Raw genomic sequence first — 14391 nt, 5'->3', positions numbered from 1 at the left:
AGAATGGAACTTGACAGAAAAATATTATCCTTTCTTAAACCTGATTTGGTTGAAAAAATACTGCAAGAATCTAACATTAAGGAATTTCCAAAAGGAACTGAAATTTTAAGGGAACAGCAGTATGTCAAAGTTTTACCGATTGTTGTTAATGGCCTGATAAAAGTATATTCAAGATTTGATGAGAAAGAATTGCTACTCTACTATATCGAATCAGCCCAAAGCTGCGTAATGTCTTTTTATGCGGCTTTAAAAAATACACCGAGTAAAGTATTTGCACAAACAGAAGAAGATTCAACAGTTCTTTTGTTACCCGTTCATTTGTTACCAACTTGGTTAAAAGAATACCCAGACTTCAATGAACTTTTCTACAATCAGTTTAATCTGAGATATTCGGAGCTATTAGACACAATAGGTAGTTTGTTATTAGATAAGATGGACAAAAGACTATACGACCATTTGAAGAAGAAAACTGAATTAAGTCAAAACAATTCTGTTAATATGAGTCATTCCCAAATAGCGAATGAATTAGGAACTGCTCGTGAAGTAGTTACTAGAGTTTTAAAAAAGCTTGAAACAGATGGGAAAGTTGAACAAAAATCAGGTAAAATAAGAATTATTGACAAGTGGTGACTACAGTCACTGCATATCTCTAGACGACTATTTACCTTTGTAAGGTAATCTTTCAATAATTTAAAATTTTCAATTATGACAAAAAATATGGGTTCAGCAGACAGAATTATAAGAGTTATAATCGCTGCAATAGTTGGCATTCTTTATTTTACAGGAACAATTTCAGGTACATTAGGTATTGTTTTATTGGTGCTTGCAGGTGTTTTCGTTTTAACAAGTGTGATTAGCTTTTGTCCACTTTATGCACCGTTTGGAATCAAAACTTGCAAAATCAAAGAAAAATAAAAGGCTGCACACAACAAAGTGTATAAGCAATAGCGGTTTAAGTGCATACTTGGACCGTTTTTGCGTCTAATTAAGTATCTTGCTAACTGACAGTTTAGTTGGGTAAAATCCGCTACGGCTCATACACAAACCGTTGTGCTTAATTTGACCTAACAAAATCTATGAACAACATTTTAAAGAAAGGAACTTATTTAATATTTGTAATTCTACTAATATCTTGTGGAACGAATAAAGATATTAATAATACAAAAGTAAATACTTATCCGAACTCTAAATACAAAAAAAGCAGAACAGCCTACTCTGGAACTTTAAACAAAACCGAATATGATGAACTGATTAAAAAACTGGAAACCGAATTAAAAACCACTTTTCCTACTGACAAGTCAATTCTTATAAACTATAACCAAAAAGCACCGAATTGCATAATTGTCCGATTGAGTGAAGAAACTAATACACAAGTAATCAAAAACAGAATTAGCATTTCATCAAGAATGAGTTCTAACTATGATGCAATTGATTTCTTTGTTTATACTCAAGATTCTTATAACAAAGAGATTTATGAACAAATGACTGAATTCATAGTTGATTCAGGATTTTTTTATGAAAATGTTTTTACTGAACATCAAAACTGTGCTGGGTTTTTAATTATTAAGCCAAATGGAGAATTTTATAAACAATATGGCGAAGATTATTATACCGTAGTCAAAGAATTTTTAGAAAAGAAATAAAAAAACTAAGCACAACAATGGCTATAAGTAATTGCTTGTTCTCGCCTACTTCTGAAAATCCTCGCGGATTTTCTATTTGGTTTGTATTTGCTAAATTAGTTGCTTAAACACGCAACTAACCATACACAAAACCGTTGTGCCTCATTAGAAAAAACAGAATAATGCGAATACATATTTTGCTAATAATAACCCTACTCACTATTACCTCATGTAATGCTCAAAAATCCCTCGAGAATTATGTTGGTGGTTGGGCAGGTAAATTAGAATATAAGAATCCATTTCAATTCAATATTGAAATAATAACAACAGAGGAAGGTAGTACATCAGTATTTAAAGGTAAAAATAGCATAACAGAAATTCCGCTCAAAGCTGAAAATGCGACTTATTTAGTTGGTCAATATAAAGACCAATTAATCATAAGAATCGACACAACACAAACAACCCCAATCGCTTTTGTGCAAACAGGACATCATTTATCAAATATTGATTTGAATTTAACTTCAAAAGGAAACTGGTCGGGTAATTGGAATCTTTTAATCGAAGATTCATTCTTGCCCACAATGTACTTTTCATTGGATAAACAGGAAGATAATAGTTATTCTGCTTCTACTTTTTTTAAAGAGCCAACTTATCATTACATGTGGGGACAAGATTTTAAAATTGGTCACGACAATTTTGAATTTAGAGATATCCGCTCAAACCTAAATTTTAACGGCAAGCTAAAAGAGCAGCGGATTGACCTTACCCTTAATTTTCTGAAAGAGAGCACAAAAATTGAACTCTCACCCTTGCCCTATGAACAATGGCTAATTGGGGATTATTCAGAATCAATTGATAATAGTCATTCTTCGCATTTTTCTAAGCTTGTAACAGATATCAAGAATGATACGTTAGAAGGAACTCATTCAGTGGTTATATCTCAATACGGAGAAGTGATTTTTGAAACCTATTTTGATGGTTTTACATCAAGTGTTCCACACGATACCCGATCGCTATCTAAAAGCTTTGCCTCTGCCTTGGTTGGCATTGCAATTGCTGAACAAAAACTATCCGAAGAGCACTTACCTATTGAGGAGTTCTTTGAAAATCAATATCCAGAAATAGATTGGAAAGAAGGGAAAGATGAAATTACTATTCACCACCTTCTCACTATGTCAAGTGGCTTGGATGCTATTGACTTTGGACTGAATCGGAACTCATTCGCCAATGAAGGAGCATACCAAAGCCAAGAGGATTGGACGAACCATATTTTAAAGGCTCCTATGATTTACGAACCAGGAGAAAAGGCAAACTATGGTTCTGGAAATCCTCATTTGCTATCTCCAATCATTAGCTCTTCAATAGACGAAAGGTTAGAGTTTTATATTCATAAAAAGTTATTCGCACCTCTATCTATCCAAAATTATAGAATCCAAACTAACAATGAAGACCAGCCATATTTTGGCGGTGGATGGTACCTTACTCCGAGAGACATAATGAAATTTGGGCAACTATATTTGAATAATGGTATATGGGAAGAAAAAGAAATATTACCACCACATTGGGTGAATAAGTCATTTGATAAGTACAAGGTACTTGAAAACACCATAGACAAAAATGAGTATGGATATCTTTTTTGGCACAAAACCTATAATATCAATGGTAAAAAAATTAATTCTATTGAAGCGAGAGGCTCAGGTGGTCAATATTTGGTCGTTATTCCTGAATATGAATTAATTGTTGTTATTACATCAGGCAATTATAGAAATGGAAAGGGTTTTCAACCCGAGCGAATAATCAAAAATTATATTCTGCCTGAAATTGAAAAATAAAACGAGGCACAACACTAGATATGAAATCATAGCTGCCTATCGGCAGGCTACACTTCATGTACTTAACGTTGGGTGTAATTTGAAAAATGAAAAACAGTCCCGAAAAATACGAACAATTAGGTCATCCAATGGAATGGATTCAATATGCAAATGAACTTTTGGATTCAAGTGAAATCTTATATAAAGAAAGGAATAATAGTATTTTAACGAAGACTGACTCAAATGGAGAAATTATTATTCAAAAATCTGGAATATCACGTTCCTATTTTTTACTAATTGGGTTTTCAATGGAAAATTTAATGAAGGCATATCTAGTGTCTAGAAACCCAAATTATTTAAAAAACGGAAAAATTGACAACTCAATATCGAGTAATCATAACCTTTTAGAATTATCAAGAAAATTGGATTCGTTTGAATTTTCTCGTTCAGAAATTGAATTACTAAAAACTTTGTCTGAAGGAATCCCATATTGGACACGTTATCCAATTCCTAAAAGATTTGAAAATATTACTAATGAAAAAGTTTTGAGTGAAAAAACAAGAAATGATTTCTTAAGTTTATTCGAAAGAATGGTTTTGGACATTTATAATTACGTGAATAGAGAAAAAAAACTTTGGACTGACACAGAGTTAGAACAAAAAATAAAATAAAAATTACACCTAACAGTAGCTATAATTAATAGCTAGTTTTGTGTGTACTCAGAAAATCCGCGAGGATTTTCTGTTGGTTTCTATTTGCTAATTATAATGTTTAGACACAATTACTCATAGTCCAGACCTTTGTTTACAATATCAACAACACCAATACTAATGACAGAATTTTGGGAAATAGCCTTTAACGACAAGCAAGAAATGTGGGGAATGAGCCCTGCAAAGTCTGCTGATCTTACAAAAAACTTTTTCTTAGAAGAATTTGTAAATAATATTCTAATTCCAGGAATTGGATATGGGCGCAATGCTCAACCCTTTATCGAAAACGGAATTAAAGTTACTGGAATTGAAATTTCAAAAACAGCCATAGCATTAGCAAAAAAACATTACGGAACTGAATTGAACATTTTTCACGGCTCTGTATCTTTAATGCCTTTTGATAATAAAAAATATGATGGAATTTTTTGCTATGCGCTTATTCATTTATTAGACAGAGAAGAAAGAGAAAAACTAATTCAAGACTGTTATAACCAATTGACAGAAAACGGTTTTATGGTTTTTACCGCTATAACAAAAAAAGCAACTCAATTTGGAAATGGCCAATTGATAAGTAAAGACCGCTACGAAAGCCATAAAGGAGCAAAAATTTTCTACTACGATAAAGAATCTGTAAAAAAAGAATTTGAAAAACACGGGCTTTTTGAAATCATAGAAGTAGAAGAAAACCAGCCAATGTATCTAATTAAATGCAAAAAAAGTAGTTTAGACTCTTAACCTACTATCTAGTTTCGGTCATATTCAATTTTATTTTTTTTTATTCTTTGCTTTGTAGTACTCGTTTATTACACTTTTTCTCCCAATGGTTTTAGTTATAATATCGTTTTCTAGTTTCCAACCACGAGCAGGGGAGTAGTGGCGTCCATACCATATTATTTGTAAGTGTAAAGAGTTCCACAGGTCTTTAGGAAATAGACGCTTAGCATCTTTCTCTGTTTGTACTACATTTTTCCCATTAGTAAATCCCCAACGGTACATAAGCCTATGAATATGAGTATCTACAGGAAAAGCAGGAATCCCAAATGCTTGACTTACCACTACACTTGCAGTTTTATGTCCAACAGCTGGAAGCTCTTCTAGTAATGCAATATCTTGAGGCACTTTGCCATTGTATTTATCAATTAATATCTGTGAGAGTCCGTGGATTCCTTTAGACTTCATTGGCGACAAACCTACAGGTCTAATTATATCTCGTATTTCTTCTATTGTTAGCTTTACCATATCATATGGGTTATCTGCTACTTCAAATAATAAAGGGGTAATTTTATTTACACGTACATCTGTACTTTGCGCAGATAGCAATACGGCTATTAAAAGTGTATATGGGTCTTTATGATCTAATGGAATAGGAATCTCTGGATATAAATCATTTAACGTTTCAATAACGAAATGTACCTTTTCTTGCTTGTTCATTTTCAGTAATTTTGATTGAAAATCGAAAATTAATTTTCAATTGAAACTTCGACATTTTTTATAAGAGGTAATTTTTACAAAAATACACTATGAAAACATTAAAAGCAGGAGATACTGTACCAAACTTTACAGTAAACGATCAAGATGGAAACGCAATAAGTTTAAGTGATTATAAAGGAAAGAAGTTAGTTGTTTTCTTTTATCCAAAAGCAAATACACCTGGGTGTACAGCAGAGGCTTGTAACCTTCGTGATAACTATGCAGAGCTACAATCGCAAGGCTACGAGTTGTTGGGTGTTAGTGCAGATAGTGAGAAAAAACAAAGTAACTTTAAGGAGAAATTTGATTTCCCTTTTCCGCTACTAGCAGATGAAAATAAAGAAGTAATAAATGCTTTTGGAGTTTGGGGGCTTAAAAAATTTATGGGTAGAGAATACGATGGAATTCACCGTAAAACATTTATTGTAGATGAAAAAGGAGTGGTTTCACGTGTGATTGACAAAGTGAAAACAAAAGATCATGCAGCTCAAATTTTAGAGTAATACCAGATATTGTTAATACAAAAAAACCCGCTTTTTAGCGGGTTTTTTTATTTAGCTTGTTGCTTTTTGAGGTTGTTGTTTGCAACTAAAGAGTTGTTTTTGTTTTATAATATCTGCAACTCCTTCAGGCAGCATATCTTCCCAACCTTCTTTTCCGTTTTCAATCATTTCTAGTACTTCTCTCGAGAAGATGTTTAGAATGTCTGGGTTAAAGTTCTCGATGTCCACTACCTTCCCGTTGTATTTAAAGAATTTATATAACTCTTTCATTCGTGGATGCACCTTTAAGTTATCACTTGTTGTATAAGTGTCCGTTTCTGAATTGTAAGTAGGATATAAATAGACTTTTAAATCTTTAAAGAATAATTTACCAAAGGCCTCTAGAATTCCACCACTTAAATGGCGATAGTATTTTTCATCAAAAATATCAACCAAGTTATTTACTCCCATAGCAAGTCCTAAACGCATTTTTGTGTATCTAGAGAAGTATTCTACAACTTTGTAATACTCTTGGAAGTTAGATATCATTACTGTATGGCCAAGTGAGCAAAGTAAACGAGCTCTATACATAAAGTCTTCTTCATCTATTTCACCTTCTGCTTTAAGGTTAGAGAGTGTAATTTCAAAAATAACTTCGGTTCTGTCTTTTTCAACTTTGTTTTCAGCAAGAAACATCTCATACGATTTTTCAAACATATCAATGTTTACCTTAGTTACAGGTCTAAAACTTCCGCGTAATGCTAAAATATTTTTCTTATACAGTAGTCTTGCAGGTAGAATATTGTTTCCGTCAGGGCCAAAAATTACGGCTTCTGTCATTCCATTTTTAATAAGCTGTAAACTCATTAATCGGTTATCAACATCTTTAAACTTAGGTCCAGAGAAGTTAATAGTATCAATTTCTATTTTATCCTTATCAATATGATCGTACAAGTAGCGAAGTAATTTTCTAGGTTGGTCATATTTGTAGTATGCACCATAAATAAGATTTACTCCAAGAAGGCCTAGCGTAATTTGCTGTGCTACGGCATCGTTTTCATGAAATCTAATATGTAAAATAATCTCACTATAGTCTTCACTTGGATCGGTTTGGTATCTAATTCCAACCCAACCATGTCCCTTATATTTTTTAGCAAAATCAATAGTTGCAACTGTATTGGCATAGGCAAAAAACATTTTATTAGGATGTTTTTCACGGTCTATACGCTTTTCAATAAGCTCCATTTCATGATTTAGCATTTTTTTGAGACGTGCCTCAGTAACATAACGGCTATCGCTCTCCACTCCATAAATGGCATCACTAAAATCCTTATCATACGCCGACATGGTTTTTGCAATAGTACCAGAGGCACCACCAGCTCTAAAAAAATTTCGTACTGTTTCTTGTCCAGCACCTATTTCGGCAAACGTACCGTAAATATTTTCATTGAGATTAATTCGTAGTGCTTTACTTCTTGTGGAGGGAATATTTTCAAATTCCTTGTCTCCTTTAATCATGTCTGGCATAGCAATTTATTTTTGTAAGGGCTTTAACAAAGGTAGCAAATACAATAGGCAAACAAAAAAAATACTGTTATTTTTGTGTGAATGAAATCGCCTTTGCAAATCACTTTTTTAGGGACAGGAACATCACAAGGAATACCTATTATTGGCAGCACACACCCTGTGTGTTTAAGTGAAAACCCTAAAGACAAAAGGTTACGTGTTTCTGTACTCTTGCAATGGGAAGATACCAATTATGTTATTGATTGTGGGCCAGATTTTAGACAGCAAATGTTACGCGAAAATGTTAGGCAACTAGACGGAATCTTATTAACCCATGAGCATAGTGACCATACCGCTGGCATAGACGATATTCGCCCTTTTTATTTTAGGCAAGGAAATATCCCTTTTTATGCTGAAAGTAGGGTCTTTAAAGCATTACATAGTCGTTTTGCGTATATTTTTGAGACTAAAAATAAATATCCTGGCGCTCCTACTATTGAAGAGATAGTAATTAATAAGGATACCCCTTTTACAATTAAAGGAAAGAAAGTAATTGCTGTTGAAGCTTTTCATGACCAACTACCAGTTTTAGGCTTTAGAATTGATAATTTTGTTTACTTAACTGATGTAAAAACAATGCCTGAAGCTGAAATTGAAAAAATTAAATATTGTGATATTCTTGTAGTTAATGCATTACGTATAGAACACCATAAATCACATTTTAATCTTGAAGAAGCTCTTACTTTTATTAAAAAAGTAAACCCTAAACGTGCTTATTTAACTCATATAAGTCATTTGTTAGGATTTCATGATGAAGTATCACAAAACCTCCCAGAAAACGTTTATTTAGCGTACGACGGACTAAAACTTACCTTATAGTTATGAAGAAAAGCATATTTATGTATTTATTCTTTTTTGCAGTATTGTATATCATTTTTCAATACATGAACGAAAAAAGAATATTTGAAAGTCAAGAACAAACAATACAAACACTTACTGAACAAACTTCAGAGAACGAAGTAGTAGTGGAAAAGTTGACAGATAGTATAGCTACTATGAACTATTTTTCGCTTAGAGGAAATGATGATGCTATGACCTATATTGAAAAGCTAGGTATGGAAGCCATTGACGCAGAAAACATGGTTCGAGATTTTATTTACGACCAAAATACAGGAGCAAATGGTAATCCTTTAATTCCGTATGAAGGTATTGAGGCTCCTATGCGAGTAAACTCTCTTAAATTTCTTAACCACCGATGGGTAATGGCAGATTTTACTGATGGTAGTTACTGGGGAGAGATGATAGTAGAGTACTATTTTGATGAAAATAATGAGTTAGATGTGCAAGTTTTAGGTTCTGTTTTATATGGAAACCCGAAGCCTAAGAAAAACTAGTGCTTACTTAACCACTCTTTAAATTCATAAAAATTTTGAGGAGCGACACCATGCCCCACAGGAAACTCAGAATAGTCACACTCAATATTTAGTTTCTCTAAAAAAGGCTTTGTTTTACGTGCCCAATCTACTGGAATTACTTGGTCAACACTTCCATGTGAGCTGTAAATTGATAGGTGTTTAAAATTATTATCCTTATAATCTTCTTTGAGGATATCTTCGTTTATATAACCGCTTAACCCAATAATGTTTTTTACTTTTTCAGGATAACTTAATCCTATTGCAAGGCTTAAAATTGTTCCTTGACTAAAGCCAAGTAAAGTAATATTTGAAGCATCTACTTTGTACTCTTTAATAATAACGTCAATACAATTTGAGATTAAGTCTCTAGATGCAATAGCTTGTTCTGTATCACTAAACTTCCCGTCATTAGCATCAAAATAGATATTGTACCATGCATTTCCATAAGGCTGCATTGGGATTGGGGCTTTCAATGATATAATATGGTAGTTATCCGGTAGCTCGCTTGCAAAGGAAAACAAATCGTTTTCATCGCTTCCAAAACCATGTAACATAATAATGGCAGGTGCATTATTTGTATCCTTGGGAGCTTTGTAGTTATGTTCTAGAGGAAGTGTTTTTTTATTCATTATTTAATCTAAAAATGTAAACCAATCTTGAAATTTTTCACTTAAGTAAGGGAGTCCAATCTTTTTGTTTGTGATTGCCATAATTAGTGAGAATAGCCATGATAGTGCAGATATTCCCCATAAAATATCACCAAAAAGCAAACTTATTTGATATTGAAATACTAATGAAACAAAAAGCAGTAAGAGCAAACCAAACATGTTTTTAATGTGCCAAGTTGCAAACTCGTGCTTTTCATCTTTGTTCATAGATACAGCAATAAAGAAACCTATAAGAGTTAGATAGGCAATAACGGCTTTATTTTTTCCTTGTGGTACCATATTAGTTTACTACTAATCTTTTATTGTTAAATACACCATATACTTTTCCTTTTAGTTTTTGTCCTAAAAGGGCAGCATTTTGGGAAGTAGAAAGAATATTTTGTGTATTAAACGTCCATTCTTTGCTAGGGTTAAATAAGGATAAGCACGCTTTATTTCCTTCAGTTATTGATGATTCTGAAATATCAAAAGTTGATTTTAAATTTGTGAGCGCTACTATGGCTGCTTCTGTGCCTATTACTTTATTGAGTGCTCCAAAAGCTGATTCTAACCCAATACTTCCATACATGGCATGGTCAAATTCTGTTTTTTTGTTTTCAATATCAATAGGGTCATGATCACTTGTTACTCCGTCTATTGTGCCGTCTTTTATACCTTTTAAAAGGGCATTCACATCTTTTTGAGTTCGTAATGGCGGCATTAGTTTATAATTTGTGTCAAAAGATTCTAAGGCATCATCAGTTAACATTAAATTGTTTATGGCAACGCTACAAGTAATTTGCAAGCCTTTTTTCTTTGCTTCTTTTATTAGCTTTACTGATGCTGATGTAGAGATTGTTGGAATATGTAATTTACCGCCTGTATACTCTAAGATATATAGGTCCCGCGCAATTTGAAGTGCTTCGGCAAGGGCAGGAATACCTTTTAAGCCCAGTCTGGTGCTGTTTTCTTCTTCATTTACAATTCCTTTTGGGGCTATTTGACTTTCAAGAGGAAAACTTTGTACCAAACCATTAAAACTTTGCGTGTATTGTAATGCTAGCTTTAATAAATTAGGGTTTTTTATGGGTTGTTTGTAATCGTAAAAAGAATAAGCTCCTTCTTGTTTCATATCGTATAATTCTGCTAGATCAACACCTTTGCATTTTGTTGTTAAAGCAGCAGTTGGTAGGAGTGAAGTCGCGTGCTTATTAGCTTTAGACTTTAAAAATTCTACGTGAGATTTACTGTCGGTTACAGGAAAAGTATTTGAATTAACTGCAATATGAGTAAAACCTGACTTTGCAGCAGTATCAAGACCGTTTTTAATAGTTTCTCTCTCTTCGTAACCAGGTTCGCCTAAACAAACACTAGAATCAAACCAACCTTGAGACACGTGTAAATTATCAAGTTGTAATTCTTTAATGTTTTCAGGATTTGGTATAGATGCGGCAATTTTTTTAATAATACCTTTTTCAATAAGAATATCTCTTTTTTTAAGGTGGTTCTTGCTTGTAGCATCCACTATAGTTGCAGATTTTAGTAAGATATTCATTTAAAATATTTTAGAATTAACATTTCGATACCTAGAAATAACAAAGCAAAAATAACAAACCATTTCCAAAACGATTGAATTGAGTTTGCATCACTAATAGATTGAAAAACCTCGTTAATTGAAGCGTAATTTGTGACTCCTTCCCAATTGTCAGGATTACCATACTGCAAGTTACTCTCTGCTCTGTTATAATTATAGCTTACATCTTTCAAGTATGTGCCTTTATTTTCAATTTTGTAACCTCCCGCTTTTGATGGCTCATTGGTCGTTGTGATTATTACTTGAGACTCTTTAGTTTCTTGAAGAGGAATAAAACTTGTAATACTGTCCTTTAGTGTCACAATTTCATCTTGCTGTAATTGAACAGGTACTGCATAACTGTTTTGCTTACCAATAGTATAGTAAAGCTCAGGTAATTGCAAACTTAATTGAGCCATATTATAGACAGTAGGCACAATTAATGGTGAACTTTGAAAGTTTGAATTGTCAATATTAATAGGAGCAGTACTAACAAAAGTATTGGCGTTATTTATAATAAAAGGTTTGCTGTCTTCAAATAGCAGCGCATTTGCACTAGTGCTAGCAGTAGGGTAGAAGCTGTTTACTTTTGGATACTGAAAGTTAACCACTTCTTTTTCAAATACGTTTTTATAAAGCTGATGCCCAAACTGTATTTGCGTAATCTTTTTTTCTTGCTCTATTTTTTGGAAAAAACTACCTATTCCTAAACTTTGAAGTAATTTGTTGTACGAACTTATTTCTGAAGAATTACTTGGTATCACAAAAATACTCCCGCCATTTTTACTGAAAGCAGTTAATGCACTTGTAAGTGAAGCTGGAATTTGTTCTAATTCATTTAAGATGATAAAGTTTTGATTTGGTATTGTGCTATAATCTAGACTGTTGTACTGTTGTTGAGAATAGTCAAACTCTTCTGAAGTAAAAAGTCTTTGTAAAAAGTTTGCATTTGCTTGATTAATACTTAAAACTTTAATTTTTGTAGGTGTATTGATACTAAAGTAAAGACTATTATCATAAAGTAGTTTAGGGTCTTCAATTTTAATAATTCCTTCAAAAATATCTGTATTTTCAACATCAAAGCGGACTTTATCTTGTAGGTTTCTAGAAAAGTCTGCCGCTGTTTTTGCTATTAAATTTCTCCCATTGTACAATGAAACAGGGATGGTTTGAACAGTTTGATCCTGAGTAGTAACAAGAACTTCTAGAGAAGTATTTGTAATAGTTTTGTTTGTTATATAAACACTATCAATATTAATGTTTGAAGTTGTTACAGGACTTAATTGTATGGTATTTACAGTTACACCTTCAGGAATGGCTGGAAATTTAGTTTGATTTTGAAAATCTGATATAATTAACAATTGCTTATCCGAAGCTTCATTATCACTAAAAAGTTGGTTGGCTTTAAGTAAAACATCCTCTATAGTACGCTGCGAATTGGAATACGTAAGTGAAAGCAGCTCGTTTTTAACTTCTTGTACAGAGGCATCCTTACGTTCAAAATTATTTGTGAACCAGGTAATTTTAGCATCCCCACTAAGGTTTTTATAAACATCTTGAATAGCAGTTTGCAAGAGCTCGCCACGATTTCCCTTGGCTTGCATACTATGTGAATTATCTATGTAGATAACTGTTTCTTTAATTGTATTTAGTGCTGTTTTGGATGCCGAAAAAGGCTGTGCAAATGCGATTATTATACAAGCAAGCAATAATAACCTAGTTAAGAGGGTAAGCCACTTTTTAAGTTGTGAACTTTTTCTTGTCTGTAAGGTTACTTTTTTAAGAAACGCAACGTTTGTAAAATCTACTTTTTGAAAGCGCCTAAGCTGGAATAAATGAATAATAATTGGAATGAGCAGTAAGAATAGTGCGTAAAGAAGTTCTGGGTGTTTAAACTGCATTCCAAGATTAATTTGGCAAATATATAAAATGTGCGGCTACTATAACAATTTCTTTACAGTAAAGGTAAAAGTACTTCCTTCTCCCAGTTTTGAGGTAAGTGTAATTTTTCCACCAAGTTTTGTTACTAAGTTTTTTACTGTTGCTAAACCTATTCCTGTTCCTTCTTTCCCAAACTTGTCTTTTATTCCAGCTGTTTTAAAAAGTTCAAAAATTTCATGTTTTTTAGCATCATCAATCCCTCGACTATTATCTTTTACTTTAAAAGTGTAATAATTTTTATCTTCTTCTATTTCAATAATCACAGATTTTTTATCGCTAGTGTTGTATTTTATAGAATTATCTATAAGATTATTAAAAATTTGTGACAAGGCATATTTATTAACTTTTTTTTAATACACCTTTTGTTGGATATTTAAACTCATCTTTACTGAGCATATGGATATCCTTAAATGTCTCAAAAAACTCCTTTGTTTGAACATTTTCTGCCTCATCAAAAAATTGATCTTGGGATGTATATTGCTGTAAAAGTCCATTAGCATACTCCTTTAAGTTTTCGGTAGACTCTTCTATAAAATCAAAATACTGGAGTGTTGTATCATCAAATTTCTCTCTATTTTCTTCTAGTATAAGTCTGGCAAGTGCTGTAATATTTGCAAGTGGAGATTTAATATCATGAGAAACAATACCTGCATAATTTTTTAGGTCTTTATTTTTGTTTTCTAATTCAATTTGAACTTTCTCTAATTCTATATTTTTTCTTCTTAACTCAAATAAATGAACAACTTGCTTACTAAGATTAACAATGGCCTCTTTTTGTAACGAAGTTAACTTTCTTGGTTTGGTGTCAAAAATGCATAAGGTGCCTAACGGGAAGCCATCTTTATTTACCAATGCTTTTCCGGCATAAAAAATAGCACTTCTTTTAGATACTATTGGGTTCTCTTTAAACCTAGGGTCTTTTCTAGAATCTTCAATTATGAAGAGAGTATCTGGTTCTAGTATTGCATGACTGCAAAATGAAACATCTCGTGGTGATTCATTAATATCAACTCCTCTATGTGATTTTAAAAAATTACGATGGGTGTCTATTAAAGTTATTAGAGAAATGGGAACATCACAGATTTGTGATATTAATTTTGTTATAGAATCATAATCCTCTTCTTCTAAAGTGTCAAGCAAGTTATAGGACTGTACGGCAGCAAGCCTTTCAGACTCATTATGGGGATAGTTTGGGGCAATCATTTTTTTAATTG

17 protein-coding genes are annotated in these 14391 nt (G+C 32.6%); 9 read left to right on the top strand and 8 right to left on the bottom strand.

The window, feature by feature from the left end:
- The first annotated feature begins 3 nt into the window (after positions 1–3).
- The 6 genes from RM538_RS02935 to RM538_RS02910 all read left to right on the top strand — a co-directional run bounded on the left by RM538_RS02935 (position 4) and on the right by RM538_RS02910 (position 4878).
- Positions 4–630 (top strand): Crp/Fnr family transcriptional regulator, encoded by a 627-nt coding sequence (locus RM538_RS02935; RefSeq protein WP_311331897.1) that lies wholly within the window; start codon positions 4–6, stop codon positions 628–630.
- 75 nt (positions 631–705) lie between these two features.
- Complete coding sequence (locus RM538_RS02930) at positions 706–915, top strand: YgaP family membrane protein (protein WP_298956338.1); 210 nt, start codon at positions 706–708, stop codon at positions 913–915.
- Between the two features lie 161 nt (positions 916–1076).
- On the top strand, positions 1077–1643 hold the full coding sequence (locus tag RM538_RS02925) for a hypothetical protein (RefSeq protein ID WP_311331896.1): 567 nt from the start codon (positions 1077–1079) through the stop codon (positions 1641–1643).
- A 161-nt stretch (positions 1644–1804) separates the two neighbouring features.
- On the top strand, positions 1805–3454 hold the full coding sequence (locus RM538_RS02920) for a serine hydrolase domain-containing protein (protein ID WP_311331895.1): 1650 nt from the start codon (positions 1805–1807) through the stop codon (positions 3452–3454).
- Between the two features lie 86 nt (positions 3455–3540).
- Entirely contained in the window at positions 3541–4104 is a 564-nt protein-coding gene (locus RM538_RS02915; RefSeq protein ID WP_311331894.1) for a hypothetical protein, read from the top strand.
- 159 nt (positions 4105–4263) lie between these two features.
- Positions 4264–4878, top strand: coding sequence for a class I SAM-dependent methyltransferase (locus RM538_RS02910; RefSeq protein WP_311331893.1), 615 nt, complete (start codon positions 4264–4266; stop codon positions 4876–4878).
- A 30-nt stretch (positions 4879–4908) separates the two neighbouring features.
- On the opposite strand, the gene RM538_RS02905 is transcribed toward RM538_RS02910, so the two are convergent.
- Positions 4909–5574 (bottom strand): endonuclease III domain-containing protein, encoded by a 666-nt coding sequence (locus RM538_RS02905; RefSeq protein WP_311331892.1) that lies wholly within the window; start codon positions 5572–5574, stop codon positions 4909–4911.
- An 89-nt stretch (positions 5575–5663) separates the two neighbouring features.
- Here RM538_RS02905 and bcp point away from each other — a divergent pair, with 89 nt between their 5' ends.
- On the top strand, positions 5664–6116 hold the full coding sequence (gene bcp / locus RM538_RS02900; protein WP_311331891.1) for a thioredoxin-dependent thiol peroxidase: 453 nt from the start codon (positions 5664–5666) through the stop codon (positions 6114–6116).
- Between the two features lie 51 nt (positions 6117–6167).
- Here bcp and RM538_RS02895 read toward each other — a convergent pair whose 3' ends face one another.
- Positions 6168–7622, bottom strand: coding sequence for a TonB-dependent receptor (locus tag RM538_RS02895; RefSeq protein ID WP_311331890.1), 1455 nt, complete (start codon positions 7620–7622; stop codon positions 6168–6170).
- 81 nt (positions 7623–7703) lie between these two features.
- Here RM538_RS02895 and RM538_RS02890 point away from each other — a divergent pair, with 81 nt between their 5' ends.
- Both RM538_RS02890 and RM538_RS02885 read left to right on the top strand, forming a co-directional pair.
- A complete protein-coding gene (locus tag RM538_RS02890) occupies positions 7704–8480 on the top strand; it encodes an MBL fold metallo-hydrolase (RefSeq protein WP_311331889.1) in 777 nt (258 codons plus the stop codon).
- 2 nt (positions 8481–8482) lie between these two features.
- Positions 8483–8995: a hydrolase gene (locus RM538_RS02885; RefSeq protein ID WP_311331888.1), complete on the top strand. Its 513-nt coding sequence runs from the start codon at positions 8483–8485 to the stop codon at positions 8993–8995.
- Here the strand turns inward: RM538_RS02885 and RM538_RS02880 are convergent.
- Genes RM538_RS02880 through RM538_RS02855 form a run of 6 tightly spaced genes read right to left on the bottom strand, consistent with a single transcriptional unit; the run spans position 8992 to position 14380 of the window.
- Positions 8992–9645: an alpha/beta hydrolase gene (locus RM538_RS02880; protein WP_311331887.1), complete on the bottom strand. Its 654-nt coding sequence runs from the start codon at positions 9643–9645 to the stop codon at positions 8992–8994. The two genes, RM538_RS02885 and RM538_RS02880, sit on opposite strands and share 4 nt — an antisense overlap.
- A 3-nt stretch (positions 9646–9648) precedes the next feature.
- On the bottom strand, positions 9649–9963 hold the full coding sequence (locus RM538_RS02875; RefSeq protein WP_311331886.1) for a hypothetical protein: 315 nt from the start codon (positions 9961–9963) through the stop codon (positions 9649–9651).
- A 1-nt stretch (position 9964) separates the two neighbouring features.
- Complete coding sequence (locus tag RM538_RS02870; protein ID WP_311331885.1) at positions 9965–11218, bottom strand: dihydroorotase; 1254 nt, start codon at positions 11216–11218, stop codon at positions 9965–9967.
- A complete protein-coding gene (locus tag RM538_RS02865) occupies positions 11215–13137 on the bottom strand; it encodes a BatA domain-containing protein (RefSeq protein ID WP_311331884.1) in 1923 nt (640 codons plus the stop codon). The genes RM538_RS02870 and RM538_RS02865 overlap by 4 nt, the downstream gene beginning before the upstream one ends.
- Positions 13138–13176: 39 nt before the next feature.
- On the bottom strand, positions 13177–13506 hold the full coding sequence (locus RM538_RS02860; protein WP_311331883.1) for a sensor histidine kinase: 330 nt from the start codon (positions 13504–13506) through the stop codon (positions 13177–13179).
- A gap of 10 nt (positions 13507–13516) precedes the next feature.
- A complete protein-coding gene (locus tag RM538_RS02855; protein WP_311331882.1) occupies positions 13517–14380 on the bottom strand; it encodes a histidine kinase dimerization/phospho-acceptor domain-containing protein in 864 nt (287 codons plus the stop codon).
- Between the last annotated feature and the right edge of the window lie 11 nt (positions 14381–14391).

This window comes from Patiriisocius hiemis (genome assembly GCF_031846325.1).
Lineage (GTDB): Bacteria > Bacteroidota > Bacteroidia > Flavobacteriales > Flavobacteriaceae > Patiriisocius_A > Patiriisocius_A hiemis.
Note: the sequence above shows the minus strand (reverse complement) of the source record. Positions and strands in the feature narration are given on the sequence as shown.